This window comes from Allobosea sp. P4_C6 (assembly GCF_056402015.1).
The window spans coordinates 96,917-111,162 of sequence record NZ_JBFUIF010000018.1 but is presented as its reverse complement, the minus strand read 5'-3'; the positions used below and the strand labels follow the sequence as shown (position 1 = coordinate 111,162).

The window sequence follows — 14,246 nt, the reverse complement described above, 5'->3', positions numbered from 1 at the left end:
GCCGAGATGGACGAGAGAGCCCTCCCACATCGTCGGCAGCGTCTGGTCGGCGGTGAACATCCGCGTCTGCGGGAAGTTGAAGCCCTCCGGATCCTTCCACGGCCCGCGCACGAGGAAATACAGGAACTGGACCGCGACATAGGTCAGCATCAGGCTGGTCAGGATCTCGCTGACCTGCAGTTTCACCCGCAGGAATGCCGGGATCGCGGCCCAGGCCATGCCGCCAAGGATACCCGCAAGCACCATGGCGGGCAGGATCCACCACCCGGTCATGCCGTAGGTCAGCAGGGCGACTCCTGTGCCGGCGATCGCGCCCATGATGTACTGCCCCTCGGCGCCGATGTTCCAGACATTGGCCCGGAAGCCGATCGCGAGCCCGAGTGCGATCATGATGAGCGGCGCGCCCTTGACGCCGATATCGGCCCAGCGCTGCGGTTCCAGGAACGGCGTCAGGAAGATGCTGCCGACGGCATGGAAGCCGTCATAGCCCATGGCGGTGAAGACGATCATGCCGAGCAGCATGGTCAGCACGATCGCGATCAGCGGGCTCAAGGCCAGCATCAGCATGCTCGGCTCGCGGCGGCGGCGCCACTCAAGCATGCGCCGTCTCCGCGCCGTGGACACCGCCCATCATCAGGCCGATCTCATCGATGCCGAGGCTGGCGACGGGGCGCGGCACCGACAGCCGGCCTTCGTTGATGACGCAGAGCCGGTCGGCGAGTTCGAGCAGCTCGTCGAGATCCTGGGAGATCACCACCACCGCCGAGCCCTTGGCCGCGAGGTCGACAAGCTCCTGCCGGATCGCGGCGGCGGCGCCAGCATCGACGCCCCAGGTCGGCTGCGAGACGACGAGCACGGCCGGCTGCTGGCCGATCTCTCGGCCCATGATGAACTTCTGCAGATTGCCGCCCGAGAGCGAGCGGGCGAGGGCGCCATTGCCTGTGGTTCTGACGTCGAAGAGCTTGATGACGCTGTCGGCGAAGCGCCGGACGCTGCCGCGGCTGATGAAGCCGTGAGGCGCCAGCGGCAGGCGGTGGCGCGCGGTCAGGACGCCGTTGTCGGCGAGCGAGAAATCCGGCACGGCGGCATGGCCGTTGCGTTCCTCGGGCACGCAGGCGAGGCCGAGAGCCCGACGCGGGCCGGCGCCTTCGAAGCCGATCGCCTTGCCGTCGAGCCTGATCGCCTCGGCATTGGCGGCCAGCTGTTCGCCCGAGAGTGCGGTCAGCAGTTCTGCCTGCCCGTTGCCGGCCACACCGGCGATGCCGAGGATCTCGCCGGCCCGCGCCTCGAACGAGACGTTCTCCAGATCGGTACCGAAAGGCGGCTCGCCCGGCAGGGAGAGCCCCTTGGCCTCCAGCCGGACCGCTCCGGCCACGGCCGCCTTGCCGTGTTCGATCTTGCGCAGCTCCGCGCCGATCATCAGCTCGGCCATGCGCTTGGTCGTCGCGACCTTGGGGTCGCAGGTCGCGACCACGCGCCCGCCGCGCAGGATGGTGGCGCTGTCGCAGAGCGCCTTGATCTCGTGCAGCTTGTGCGAAATGTAGAGGATCGAGCAGCCCTCCGCCGCGATCTGTCTGAGTGTCGCGAACAGGCGCTCGACCTCCTGCGGCGTCAGCACCGAGGTCGGCTCGTCCATGATCAGCAGTTTCGGCTTCTGCAGCAGGCAGCGCACGATCTCGATGCGCTGGCGCTCGCCGACCGAGAGCGTATGCACCTCGCGTTCGGGATCGAGCGGCAGCGAATAGGATTGCAGGATGGCGGCGACGCGGCGCTTGAGCTCCTCGCGGTCCACCGCCTCGTCGAGCCCGAGTGCGATGTTCTCGATCACCGTCATGGCGTCGAACAGCGAGAAATGCTGGAAGACCATGCCGATGCCGAGCCTGCGCGCGGCCTTGGGCGAGGAAATCGCGACGGGCGAGCCGTTCCAGTGGATCGTGCCTTCGTCGGCCTGCTGCACGCCGTAGATGATCTTGACCAGCGTCGACTTGCCGGCCCCGTTCTCGCCGAGCAAAGCGTGGATTTCGCCCGGCTCAACGCTCAGGCTGATGTCTTCGTTGGCTTTGACGCCTGGGAAGCTCTTGGAGATATGGGCGAGCGCCAGCCGCGGCGGCACATCCTGCTCACGCGGCGGATTCATGTCTGGCCCGTCTCCCTTTCGCCGGCTGCCGGCGGCCAAGCAAGCAACGCACCAGCTCGGCTGCCGTCAAGGCCGCGATCACCTCCGGGCGCTTGTCGTCCACATCCGAACCACCGATCGGGCATGTCAATCGCGCCAGCGCCTCGCGCCGGCCGCCGCTGCGCAGGAAGCTCGCCTCGAAGCGCGCGCGCTTGGTGGCGGAGCCGATCATGCCGACATAGGCGGCATCGCCCCGCGCCAGCGCCGCTTCCGCCAGCCGGTAATCCAGCGCGTGGCTATGCGAGAGCACGACGACAGCGGCACCTTGCGGCGCTCCCGCCATCGCATCCACGGGGTCGGCCATGCGGATGCAGGTCACGGTCGGGGGCAGCCCGGTCATGACGTCGTCGCGGTCGTCGATGAGGGAGACCGAAAAGGGCAGGGTCGCCAGCGCCTTCGCCAGCGCACGCCCGGTATGGCCGGCGCCGAAGATCAGGACCGGCGGCCGCGCCGCCGCTTCCGCCTTCTCGCGCGTCGCGATCATGGCGCGCTCGGCCGCACCGCAATGGCGCAGTGAAACGCGCACCCGGCCGCCGCAGCACTGCCCCATCTGCGGGCCGAGCGGGATGTCGAGCAACTGGCCCTCGGCGCCTTCGCTCAGCATGTGCCGGGCGAGGTCGATGCAGTGAAACTCGAGCTGACCGCCGCCGATGGTCCCGGCGACGGCACTCGCGCTGACGGCGATGCAGGCGCCGGCCTCGCGCGGTGTCGAGCCTTCGGCGGCTTCGATCCTTACGAGGACGATGCCTTCGTGGCGATGTGCGGCGAGGAAGGTGGAGAGGGTCATGTCTCACCTCCGCCGTCATTCCGGGGCGGGCCGCAGGGCCGAGCCCGGAACCCATAACCGCAGCTATGGCAGGAAAGAGCGGGTACCGTGACGCTCTTGCGAGCACCATTGGCGGTTATGGGTTCCGGGCTCTTCGCTGCGCGAAGCCCCGGAATGACGGGGGAGGTTCCGAACCTCACCGCCCAACCTCCACCGTGACCCGCTCCACCGCATCCAGCACCCGCTCGGGCGTCGCCGGCGCATCGAGGCGCGGGCAGACCCGATAATCCCCCACGCTCGCCACCGCATCCGACAGCGCATGCAGCACCGAGATCGCCAGCATCAGCGGCGGCTCGCCCACGGCCTTCGAGCGATGGATCGTCGCCTCGCGGTTCGGTGAGTTCTCGAGCAGATGCACGTTGAAGATGCGTGGCCGGTCGGAAGCGACGGGAATCTTGTAGGTCGAGGGCGCATGCGTCCAGAGCCGGCCCTTCTTGTCCCAGACCAGCTCCTCGGTCGTCAGCCAGCCCATACCCTGCACGAAGCCGCCTTCGATCTGGCCCTTGTCGATCGCCGGGTTCAGCGACTGCCCGCAATCATGCAGGATATCGACCCGCTCGACCTTGTATTCGCCGGTCAGCGTATCGATGGCGACCTCGGCTGCCGCCGCGCCATAGGCAAAATAATAGAAGGGATGGCCGCGCCCGGCCTTGCGGTCCCAATGGATCTTCGGCGTGGCGTAGAAGCCGGTCGCCGAAAGCTGGATGCGGGCCATGTACGCGGCCTGGACCAAATCCCCGAAGGCGATGTCGCGGGGGCCGATCTTCACCCGCCCCGGCAGGAAGGCAATGTCCTCGGGCCGCTCCTGCCAGTGCTTCGCCGCGAATTCGGTCAATCGCTTCTTGATCGTCTCGCAGGCATCGAGCGCAGCCATGCCGTTGAGGTCGGAACCGGAGGAGGCGGCAGTGGCCGAGGTGTTCGGCACCTTGCCGGTGGTGGTCGGGGTGATCTTGATCTGGTCGAGCCCGATGCCGAAGGCCTGCGCCACCACCTGCGCCACCTTGATGTAGAGCCCTTGCCCCATCTCGGTGCCGCCATGGTTCAGCGCGACCGTGCCGTCGGTATAGACATGCACCAGCGCGCCGGCCTGGTTGAACCAGGTCGCGGTGAAGGAGATGCCGAACTTGACCGGTGTCAGCGCGATGCCTCGCTTCACGATGAGGCTCTTCGCATTGGCCTCCCGGATCGCCGCCTTGCGGGCCTGGTAGTCTGAGCGCCGCTCCAGCTCGGCGATGACCTCGGCTGCGATATTGTCCTCGACCGTCTGGTGATAGGGCGTGACGTCCCGGCCAAGTCCTTCACTGGAAGAATTGCCGCCATAGAGATTGCGCCGGCGCACCTCCAGCGGGTCGAGCCCTGTCGCGAAGGCGACCTCCTCGATGAAACGCTCGGCCCCGACCATCCCCTGTGGCCCACCGAAGCCGCGAAAGGCGGTGTTCGAGCAGGTATGGGTCAGCAGCGGCTCCGAGCGGGCGCGCACGGCCGGGTAGAAATAGCAATTGTCCATATGGAACAGGGCGCGGTCCGTTACCGGGCCTGAGAGATCGGCGTTCCAGCCGCAGCGCGCGGCATAGACCGCGTCGACGGCGTGGATGCGGCCCTCGTCGTCGAAGCCGATCTCGTAGTCGCAGACGAAATCATGGCGCTTGCCGGTGATCGCCATATCGTCGTCGCGGTCCGGCCGGAGCTTCACCGGGCGCCTGAGCCTGCGCGCGCAGATCGCCGCGACGCAGGCGAAGAGATTGGCCTGTGTCTCCTTGCCGCCGAAACCGCCGCCCATGCGCCGGACCTCGACGGTCACCGCATGCGAGCCGACACCGAGCACGGCGGCGACCATGTGCTGGACCTCACTCGGATGCTGGGTCGAGACCAGCACGAGTATGTCCTCGTCCTCGCCGGGGACGGCGAGCGCGATCTGGCTTTCGAGGTAGAAATGCTCCTGACCGCCGATCGCCATCGAGCCGGTCAGCCGACGCGGGCTCGCGGCCAGCGCCGCGGCGAGGTCTCCGCGTTCGAGCTTCAGCGGATCGGTGACGAGCGTCCCGCCCGCGGCTCTTGCGGCGGCGATGTCGATGAGCGGCGCTTCCTCCGCATAGTCGGCCTTGGCCAGAGCTGCTGCATGGCGCGCCTGCTCGCGTGTTTCGGCTACGACGGCAAAAAGCGGCTGGCCGTGGAAGAGGATCGCATCCGTCGCGAAGAGCGGCTCGTCGTGGCGGTGCGTCGAGGAGATGTCGTTGGCGCCGGGCAAATCCGCGGCCGTCAGCACCGCGACGACGCCGGGCGCCTGCCTCACCGGATCGAGATCGAGCGAGATCAGCCGGCCGTGGGCGATGCCGCTCGTGCCGAGATAGGCGTGGAGCAGGCCTTCCGGCGCGGCGATGTCGTCGATGTAGAACGCTTCGCCCGCGACATGCTTGATCGCCGAGTCGTGGATGCGGGCGCTGCCCACCGGCCCGGCCTCGATGGCGATATCCAGCTTGCGGCGCGCGTCAGCCATGGGCGACCTCCGCCAGCAGGCCGGCAACGCGGGTTTGCCCCGTGGGCGCGGTCGTCTCGATCAGGAAGCGCCGCAGCAGATTGCCGGCGACCTTCAGGCGATAGGTGGCCGAAGCGCGCATGTCGCTGAGCGGTGTGAAATCCTGTGGCAGGGCGGCGATGGCAGCGGCGACAGCTGTCTCATCCCATGGCTGGCCGAGCAGTGCCTCTTCCGCCGCCTTCGCCCGCTTGGGGATGCCGGCCATGCCGCCATAGGCGAGCCGCGCCTCGCTGACGTGGCCATCCGGCCCCAGTCGCAGGCGGAAGGCGCCGCAAATGGCGGAGATATCCTCGTCGAAGCGCTTCGACACCTTGGAGACGTGGAACTGCGCGTCCGTCCCCAGTTTCGGCACCAGCACCGCCTCGACGAACTCGTCCGGGTGCCGGTCCTGCTTGCGGTAGTCGAGGAAGAAGCTTTCGAGAGGGATCGTACGGCGTTCGATGCCGTTTGCGCCTTGGCGCGCCAGCACCAGCGTCGCGTCGAGCGCGATCAGGGCCGGCGGCAGGTCTCCGATCGGCGAGCCGTTGGCGATGTTGCCGCCGATCGTGCCGGCATTGCGCACCTGCTCGCCGCCGAACCGCCGCATCAGCTCGTCGAGCTGCGGCGAGAGTCGGGCGAGGGCGGTCCTGACGTCGATATGACCAGCCATCGCGCCGAAGCGCAGATGGTCGCCCTCGTCTTCGATACCGCGCAACGCCTCGATCCGCCCGAGATAGATCACCGGATCGAGCCGCTTCATGCCCTTGGTGACCCAGAGCCCGACATCGGTGGCGCCCGCCACCAGAGTCGCCTGCGGATGAGTGGCGACGAGCTCGGCCAGGGCCTCGGTCGTCGCGGGCGCATGGAAGCTCCGGCCGGAGCCATCGAGCTTCAGCGTCTCCTCGTCTTGCAACGCCATGAGCCGTTCGGCAACGGCCGCGCGGTCGCGCAGGAAACGGTCCTGCTCGCGCGGCGCGATTTCGTCCATGCGCCGTCCGGCGGCGATGATCGGCTCGTAGCCGGTGCAGCGGCAGAGATTGCCGGCCAGCGCATCCTCGATCCGCCCGATGCCGGGCTCGGCTTCGTTCAGGCGTAGCGCCAGCAGCGACATCACGAAGCCCGGCGTGCAGAAGCCGCATTGCGAGCCATGGCATTCCACCATCGCCTGCTGCACCGGGTGCAGGCTGCCATCCGATCCCTTGAGATGCTCCACCGTGAGAAGCTGGCAGCCGTCCAGCGTCGGCAGGAAGCGGATGCAGGCGTTGATCGCCTCATAGCGCAGCCGGCCGCCGTCGAGCCGGCCGACCACGACGGTGCAGGCGCCGCAATCGCCCTCGGCACAGCCTTCCTTCGTGCCGGTCATGCGCCTGTCGAGGCGCAGCCAGTCGAGCACCGTCAGCGTCGGGTCGCAGCGATCGATCTCGATCAGCGCGTCGCCGAGCAGGAAGCGCAGGGTGTCACGCATGGTGCGGACCTCCGTCCGGCTTCCATTGTAACGAGGTCATTCCGGTCTTGGCCCGGGATCCATGCCGGAGCGCGTCCGGCGAAGGTTCAGGCATGGATCCCGGATCTTCGCTTCGCTGCGTCCGGGATGACCACCGCCGGGTAATGCACAACTTCATGCCCTCAGATTAGGCACGATCCGCGCTTGGCCGGAAGCTTTGATTTGGTGCAGATGTGACGTGGATTTGTGCTGGAGCCGCCGAACGTGACTGCCCCCACCGCCATCCGCGCGCTGCGCGGCCGCCTGCTCTGGTTCGTCGATGATCCCTGGACCGCGGGAGAGGCCGCGCATCGGTTCATTGCGGATGGGCTGCTCGTCATCGAGGGCGGGCTCGTCAAGGCGGCGGGCGAGGCGAAGGCGCTGCTGCCGACGCTGCCTGCCGACGCCGAGATCGTGGACCACCGGCCGCATCTGATCATGCCCGGCTTCATAGACGCGCACATCCACATGCCGCAGACGCAGGTTGTCGCGTCCTATGGCGCGCAGCTGATGGAGTGGCTGAACAAATACACCTTCGTCGAGGAGCAGAAGCTCGGCCAACAGGGCCATGCCGAGAAGCTCTCGCGCTTCTTCCTCGACGAATTGCTTGCGAGCGGCACCACCACGGCGGCGGTCTACTGCTCGGTGCATCCGCATTCGGCGGACGCTTTCTTCGCCGAATCCGAGCGACGCAACACCCGCATGATCGCCGGCAAGGTGATGATGGACCGCAACGCGCCGGAAGCGCTGACCGATACGGCCGAAAGCGGCTATCGCGACTCGAAGGCGCTGATCGCGCGCTGGCACGGCAAGGGGCGGCAGCTCTATGGGATCACGCCACGCTTCGCCATGACCTCGACGCCGGAGCAACTGGCCGCGGCCGGGCAGCTTGCGGCCGAGCATCCCCACTGCCACGTCCAGACCCATATCAACGAGAACCGGGCCGAGATCGCCTTCGCCCGCAAGCTCTATCCCCAGGCCGCGGATTATGCCGACATCTACAGGGGCTACGGCCTGCTCGGACCCAGGAGCCTCATGGGTCATTGCATCCACATGACTCACAACGAATGGCAGGCTTTTGCGGAGACCGGCGCGGTCGCGGTGTTCTGTCCGACCTCGAACCTGTTTCTCGGCTCAGGCCTGTTCGACTGCGCCCATGCCCGCCAGCGCGGCGTCAAGGTCGCCATCGCGACCGATATCGGCGGCGGAACCTCCTATTCGATGCTACGGACCATGGCCGAGGCCTACAAGGTGCTGCAATTGCAGGGGCAGTCGCTGTCCGCCTTCGCGGCGCTGCACGCGATCACGCTGGGCAACGCCGCCGCGCTCGGCCTCGATCATCTGATCGGATCGTTCGAGCCCGGCCGCGAGGCGGATGTGGTGGTGCTCGATACCGGTGCGACACGGGCGATGGCGCACCGGATGGAGACGGTGCGCGATCTGGCCGAGGAGCTTTTCGTGCTCGTCACCCTCGGCGACGAGCGCAATGTCGCCGCGACCTATGTGATGGGGGAACGCACCGCTGGAGCATCATTCTCGGGCGGCGCCTAGCGCCGACCCGAGAATCTCATGCCGAGATAGCTGGTTTCCGAGATGGTCGGGTCAAGCCCGACCATCTCGGCTGTTCAGGCAATTCAGCCCAGCGCGCCGCCCTTGCGGGCGTGGTCGATATAGATCTCGCGCAGGCGCAGCGTCGCCGGGCCGGGCGCGCCGTTATGGATCGTGTGGCTGTCGATCGTGGTCACCGGCATGACGAGGCTGGTCGCGGAGGTGATGAAGGCCTCCTCGGCGTCGATCGCCTCTTCCAGCGTGAATTCGCGCTCCTCGAAGGAGAAGCCCGACTCCGCCAGGAAGGCCAGCACGGCCTTGCGGGTGATGCCCGGCAGCACCTTGTTCGAGAGCGGGCGCGAGATCAGCGTCTTGCCCTTGACGATCCAGGCGGTGGAGGAGGCGCCTTCCGTCACCACGCCGTCCTCGACGAGCCAGGCTTCCTGCGCGCCGCTCTCCAGCGCGAACTGCTTGGCGAGGACGGGGGCGAGCAGGTTGACGCTCTTGATGTCGCGGCGAGCCCAGCGCAGGTCGGGCGTCGAGACGACCTTGATGCCGGTCTTGGCGCCCGGCGCGTTCACGAAATTGCGGGCCTGGGTGAACATCACCAGCGTCGGCTGGACATCCTTGGGGAAGGGGAAGTCGCGATCGGCCGCGCCACGCGAGACCTGCAGGTAGATGCCGCCCTCGTCGAGCCCGTTGCGCTTGATCAGCTCCTCGTGGATCGCGACCAGCTCGGCCTTCGCCCAGGGCAGCGCCAGCCGGATCTCGCCGCAGGAGCGTTCGAGGCGGGCCAGATGCGCCTCGCAATCGACGAGCTTGCCGCCGATCACCGCCGAGACCTCGTAGATGCCGTCGCCGAAGATGAAGCCGCGGTCGAACACGGAAATCTTCGCCTCTTCCTCGGGAAGATAGGCGCCATTGACATAGACGATACGGCTCATCGCTGCGGACTCGCTGGATGGAAAAGGACGCGCCCTTCCTAGCGAAGCTTCGCAGCGGTTGCGAGCACCAAGGCAGGGAAACCGCCCGGCGTCTGGCGCAGGGCCGGCTTGCCTATGGTTTAAGGCTCAGGAAGCGGGTTGGGATCGCGCCGCGCAGGTTCTGCTCGAAGCCGGCGAGCTTCGGCGAAACCAGGTTCTTCGTCGAATAGTGAAGCACCGGAATCCAGGGTTCCTCGGTGATGACGATGCTGTCGGCCTCGCGCAGGATCGCGGCGCGTCGGGCGATATCGAGTTCGTCGGCGGCGAGCTTCATCAGCGCGTCGAATTGCGGATTACTGTATTTGCCGATGTTGAAGCCGGCATTGTCGCTCTGGAACAGGAACAGGAAGTTCTGCGGGTCGGAATAGTCGCCGATCCAGCCATAGCGCGCGACATCGAAATCGCCGCCTTCCCGCAGATAGGCAAAATGCGTGCGGTAATCGGTCTCGACGAAGCGGGTTTCGACCCCGATGGCGCGCCACTGCTCGGCGATCGCTTCAGCCGTGTGGCGGTTGTTGTCGGTGGTGTTGAAGCGGAACTCGATATCGAGCGGCACGCCGCTGCCGAAGCCGGCCGAGGCCAGCAGGCGCTTGGCCTCGTCCTCGCGCTCCAGCACCGAGCTGTAGCGGAAATCGAGTTCGGCGCGCTCGCCGTAATTGCCGATATGCGGCGGCACCACGCCATAGGCCGGCAGCATCGTGCCGCCCCAGATCCGGTCTGCGATGAATTCGCGGTCGAGTTGCAGCGACAGCGCCCGGCGAACGCGAGCGTCGTCGAAGGGCGGCTTGGCGCTGTTGATGATCAGGAAATAGGTCGCGAGATAGGGGCCGATGCGGACCTGCTCGCCGAGCTTTTGCTTCAGCTGCTTGAATTGGTCGGCCGGAATGTCCGTGGTCAGGTGCAGTTCGCCGGCCTGGAAGCGCCGCGCCGCCGCCACGAGGTCGGAGGCCGGATAGAAGATCACCGTATCGATCTTCACATTCGCCGCGTCGTGGAAATGCGGATTGCGGTCGAGCCGGATATGCGAATTCGGGGCGAACTCCTTGATGCTGTAGGCGCCGTTGGTGATCAGGTTCTCTGCCCGTCCCGGCTCCGGCGTCGCGGTGGCGGCGCTCGCCGGGTGGACGGGCAGGGCGCTCTGATGGGTCAGCAGTTCGAGGAGATAGGGCGTCGGCCGTTCGAGCGCGATTTCCAGCGTCCGCTCGTCGACAGCCGAAACGCCGAGACTGTCGAGCGACGAGCCGGCCGCCGCCTTGTGGATCGCCTCGGCATTGCGGAGCGGGTAGAGCAGGTTGGCGTATCTGGCGCCGGTTTCGGGGTTCAGGATGCGGCGGAAGGAATAGACGAAGTCTGCGCCCCTGACCGGATCGCCATTGGACCATTTCGCATTGGCGCGCAGTGAAAAGCGCCAGAGCTTGCCGTCCGGGCTCATCGTCCAGCTCTCGGCGACGCCGGGGACGACTTCCCCCCTCATGTTGTGGATGACGAGGCCTTCGCGCAGATCGCGCAGCAGGTGGGCTTCGGCGACTGTCGAGGTCTTGTGCGGATCGAGCGTTTCCGGATCGCCATCATTGCCGCGATGGAAGACGATCCGGCCCTGTGCCGTCGCGGCACGGGTCGCGGCCAGGATGGCGGCGAGCGCCAAAGGTGCGTTGCGGCGCGTGACATCGAGCATGGCAACCTCCCTCGATCGGGCGTCGTTGCGAGCGATGCCCGACTTGAAAGGAAGTAGAACCCGACTGAGTGAGTCTGCCAAGCCGGAAAACGACGCTCACGTCGTCGTTTTCCGGCCTGGACTGTCAGGAGCTGGCTACAGGCCTAGCGGCCCGCCGCCTTCGCCGCGCTCTCCTGCGCCTCGACGACGGCGACGGCGGTCATGTTGACCACGCCGCGGGCCGTCACCGAGCTGGTGAGGATATGGGCCGGCTTCGCCGTGCCGATCAGGATCGGCCCGACCGGCAGCGCATCGGCCAGCACCTTGGCGAACTGATAGGCGATGTTGGCGGCGTCGAGATTGGGGAAGATCAGGACGTTGGCCATGTCCTTCAGCGTCGAGGAGGGCAGGACGCGCTCGCGGATCAGCGGCACCAGCGCCGTGTCGGCCTCCATCTCGCCGTCGCATTCGAGCTGCGGCGCCCGCTCGCGGATCAGCTTCAGCGCCTTGCGCATCTTGAGCGAGGTCGGGGTGTCCGCCGCGCCGAAATCCGAATGCGAGAGCAGCGCGATCTTGGGCTCCAGGCCGAAGCGCTGGACGTGATTGGCCGCCAGCACGGTCATGTCCGCGATCTCCTCGGCGGTCGGATCGTGCTTCACATGCGTGTCTGAGAGGAAGAAGGCGCCCTTGTTGGTGATGATCAGCGTCATCGCCGCGATGTCGCAGACATTGGGCGCCAGGCCGATGATGTCCTTGATGTGCCGCAGCCGCGACATAAACCGGCCTTCGAGACCGGAGATCATCGCATCGGCCTCACCGCGCGCCACGGCCAGCGCCGCGATCACCGTGTTGTTGGTGCGCACCAGTGCGCGCGCCGCCTCCGGCGTGATGCCGCGCCGGCCGGCGATGTCGAGATAGGTCTGGACGTAGTCGCGATAGCGCGGGTCGTCTTCCGGGTTGATCACCTCGAAGTCGACGCCCGGCTTCAGCGACAGGCCGAAGCGCTGGATGCGGGTCTCGATCACGCTCGGGCGGCCGATCAGGATCGGGATGGCGAGCCCTTCCTCCAGCGCGACCTGGGCGGCGCGCAGCACGCGCTCGTCCTCGCCCTCGGCATAGATCACGCGCTTGGGGTCGGCCTTGGCCTGCTGGAACAGCGGCTTCATCAGGAAGCCGGAGCGGAAGACGAAGCGCGAGAGCTGGTCGCGATAGGCCTCGACATCGACCAGCGGCTTGCGCGCCACGCCAGTCGCCATCGCGGCCTCGGCCACGGCGGGGGCGATGCGCATGATCAGGCGCGGATCGAACGGGTTCGGGATCAGCGAGTTCGCGCCGAAGGTCGAGGCCTCGCCGCCATAGGCGCGCGCCGCGATGTCGGAGGTCGCCTCGCGGGCGAGCGCCGCGATGGCGCGCACCGCGGCGAGCTTCATCGCCTCGTTGATCGTCGTCGCCTGCACGTCGAGCGCGCCGCGGAAGATATAGGGGAAGCACAGGACGTTGTTGACCTGGTTCGGGTAGTCCGAGCGGCCGGTGCAGATCATCGCGTCGGGGCGCACCGCGAGCGCGTCCTCGGGCGTGATCTCGGGATTCGGGTTGGCGAGCGCCAGGATCAGAGGCTTCGCCGCCATGCTCTTGGCCATCTCGGGCTTGAGCACGCCGGCAGCCGAGAGGCCGAGGAAGACATCCGCGCCGCCGATCACGTCGGCGAGCGTGCGGGCGTCGGTCTCCTGCGCATAGATCTCCTTCCAGCGATCCATCAGCGTGTTGCGGCCCTTGTAGACCACGCCGTCGAGATCGGTGACCCAGATGTTCTTGCGCTGCGCGCCCAGCTCGACCAGCAGGTTCAGGCAGGCGAGCGCGGCGGCGCCCGCTCCGGAAACCACGATCTTGACGTCGGCGATCTTCTTGGCGGCGAGGTCGAGCCCGTTCAGCACTGCGGCCGAGACGATGATCGCCGTGCCGTGCTGGTCGTCATGGAAAACCGGAATCTTCATCCGGGCCTTGAGCTGCTCCTCGATCTCGAAGCATTCCGGGCCCTTGATGTCCTCGAGGTTGATGCCGCCGAAGGTCGGCTCCAGCGCCGCGACCACCTCGACGAACTTCTCGATGTTCTTCTGTTCGACCTCGATGTCGAAGCAGTCGATCCCGGCGAATTTCTTGAACAGGACCGCCTTGCCCTCCATCACCGGCTTGGAGGCGAGAGGGCCGATATCGCCGAGGCCCAGCACGGCGGTGCCGTTGGTGATGACGGCGACGAGGTTCTGGCGGGAGGTGAGCTCGGCGGCTTCCGACGGATCGTCGACGATCGCCTCGCATGCGGCGGCGACGCCGGGCGAATAGGCAAGCGCCAGGTCGCGCTGGTTGCCGAGCGGCTTGGTAGCCTGGATCTCGAGCTTACCGGGCCGGGGCTGGCGGTGATAGACGAGCGCGCCCGAGCGCAGATCGTTAGAGAGAGTGCTTTTCATAGCGCGCGTTCATCCCCGCAATCCGAATGTTGCTGGTCGCGCGAAAGCCCCTACGGCGTCAAGCGGTCAGGATGCCTCAACTGGCAGCGCGTTGCCGGGGAGGGGGCCACGCCCGGTTGAATCAATCTGTGAAGGACGTGAATCACGCTCTGAGCCAACCGTTGCAACCTGCTGGCCTGATTCAGGAAATGGCATCCTGAAACGACGCTGGACCGGTCAGGCCCGGATATCGATGGCCGATGCGGGCTCAGAACGCCTTGAAGGTGATGATCGTGTGGGTGTCGGCGATCTCGGGGATCGACTGCACCTTCTGCGCGACGAAATGGCCGATATCGACATCGGCCGCGACATGGAACTTGGCCAGGATGTCGTAGTTGCCGGCGGTCGAGTAGATCTCGGAGGCGATCTCGCGATCGGCCAGCTCGCTGGCGACCTCGTAGGTCTTGCCGAGCTTGCATTTGATCTCGACGAAGAAGGTCTGCATCGCGCGCTCCGAAACTCTGATGCGGTCTGGATAGGGCATCGGCCCGAAAAGTGGAATGCGGTTTTCGGACAAGGCCGATGCGGAAACAAGGGCGATCCTCCGCGCCGGAAGA

The 14,246-nt window shown here is 66.8% G+C and carries 10 protein-coding genes; 1 reads left to right on the top strand and 9 read right to left on the bottom strand.

The window, feature by feature from the left end; genetic code table 11:
• The 5 genes from AC1DVA_RS15265 to xdhA all read right to left on the bottom strand — a co-directional run.
• Positions 1–600, bottom strand: a 600-nt coding sequence (locus tag AC1DVA_RS15265) for an ABC transporter permease (RefSeq protein ID WP_476806407.1), incomplete at its 3' end; no start/stop codon positions are given.
• Complete coding sequence (locus AC1DVA_RS15260) at positions 593–2,137, bottom strand: ABC transporter ATP-binding protein (protein ID WP_476806406.1); 1,545 nt, start codon at positions 2,135–2,137, stop codon at positions 593–595. The genes AC1DVA_RS15260 and AC1DVA_RS15265, both read right to left, overlap by 8 nt.
• On the bottom strand, positions 2,121–2,963 hold the full coding sequence (gene xdhC, locus AC1DVA_RS15255) for a xanthine dehydrogenase accessory protein XdhC (protein ID WP_476806405.1): 843 nt from the start codon (positions 2,961–2,963) through the stop codon (positions 2,121–2,123). The genes AC1DVA_RS15260 and xdhC overlap by 17 nt, the downstream gene beginning before the upstream one ends.
• A 175-nt stretch (positions 2,964–3,138) precedes the next feature.
• The gene (gene xdhB / locus AC1DVA_RS15250; protein WP_476806404.1) at positions 3,139–5,499 is read right to left on the bottom strand and encodes a xanthine dehydrogenase molybdopterin binding subunit; all 2,361 of its coding nucleotides are present in this window, start codon (positions 5,497–5,499) and stop codon (positions 3,139–3,141) included.
• Entirely contained in the window at positions 5,492–6,982 is a 1,491-nt protein-coding gene (xdhA, locus tag AC1DVA_RS15245) for a xanthine dehydrogenase small subunit (RefSeq protein WP_476806403.1), read from the bottom strand. The genes xdhB and xdhA overlap by 8 nt, the downstream gene beginning before the upstream one ends.
• A 243-nt stretch (positions 6,983–7,225) precedes the next feature.
• On the opposite strand from xdhA, the gene guaD reads away from it, so the two are divergent.
• Positions 7,226–8,551 carry a guanine deaminase gene (gene guaD, locus AC1DVA_RS15240; protein ID WP_476806402.1) on the top strand — a complete coding sequence of 442 codons (1,326 nt, stop codon included), beginning with the start codon at positions 7,226–7,228 and terminating at the stop codon, positions 8,549–8,551.
• 83 nt (positions 8,552–8,634) lie between these two features.
• On the opposite strand, the gene AC1DVA_RS15235 is transcribed toward guaD, so the two are convergent.
• The 4 genes from AC1DVA_RS15235 to AC1DVA_RS15220 all read right to left on the bottom strand — a co-directional run bounded on the left by AC1DVA_RS15235 (position 8,635) and on the right by AC1DVA_RS15220 (position 14,134).
• On the bottom strand, positions 8,635–9,492 hold the full coding sequence (locus AC1DVA_RS15235) for a D-amino-acid transaminase (protein ID WP_265052460.1): 858 nt from the start codon (positions 9,490–9,492) through the stop codon (positions 8,635–8,637).
• Between the two features lie 112 nt (positions 9,493–9,604).
• Complete coding sequence (locus AC1DVA_RS15230) at positions 9,605–11,206, bottom strand: peptide ABC transporter substrate-binding protein (protein ID WP_476806401.1); 1,602 nt, start codon at positions 11,204–11,206, stop codon at positions 9,605–9,607.
• A 143-nt stretch (positions 11,207–11,349) separates the two neighbouring features.
• The gene (locus AC1DVA_RS15225) at positions 11,350–13,650 is read right to left on the bottom strand and encodes an NADP-dependent malic enzyme (RefSeq protein ID WP_265052462.1); all 2,301 of its coding nucleotides are present in this window, start codon (positions 13,648–13,650) and stop codon (positions 11,350–11,352) included.
• Positions 13,651–13,897: 247 nt separating this feature from the next.
• Positions 13,898–14,134 carry an Lrp/AsnC ligand binding domain-containing protein gene (locus AC1DVA_RS15220; RefSeq protein WP_038361355.1) on the bottom strand — a complete coding sequence of 79 codons (237 nt, stop codon included), beginning with the start codon at positions 14,132–14,134 and terminating at the stop codon, positions 13,898–13,900.
• Positions 14,135–14,246 lie beyond the last annotated feature (112 nt).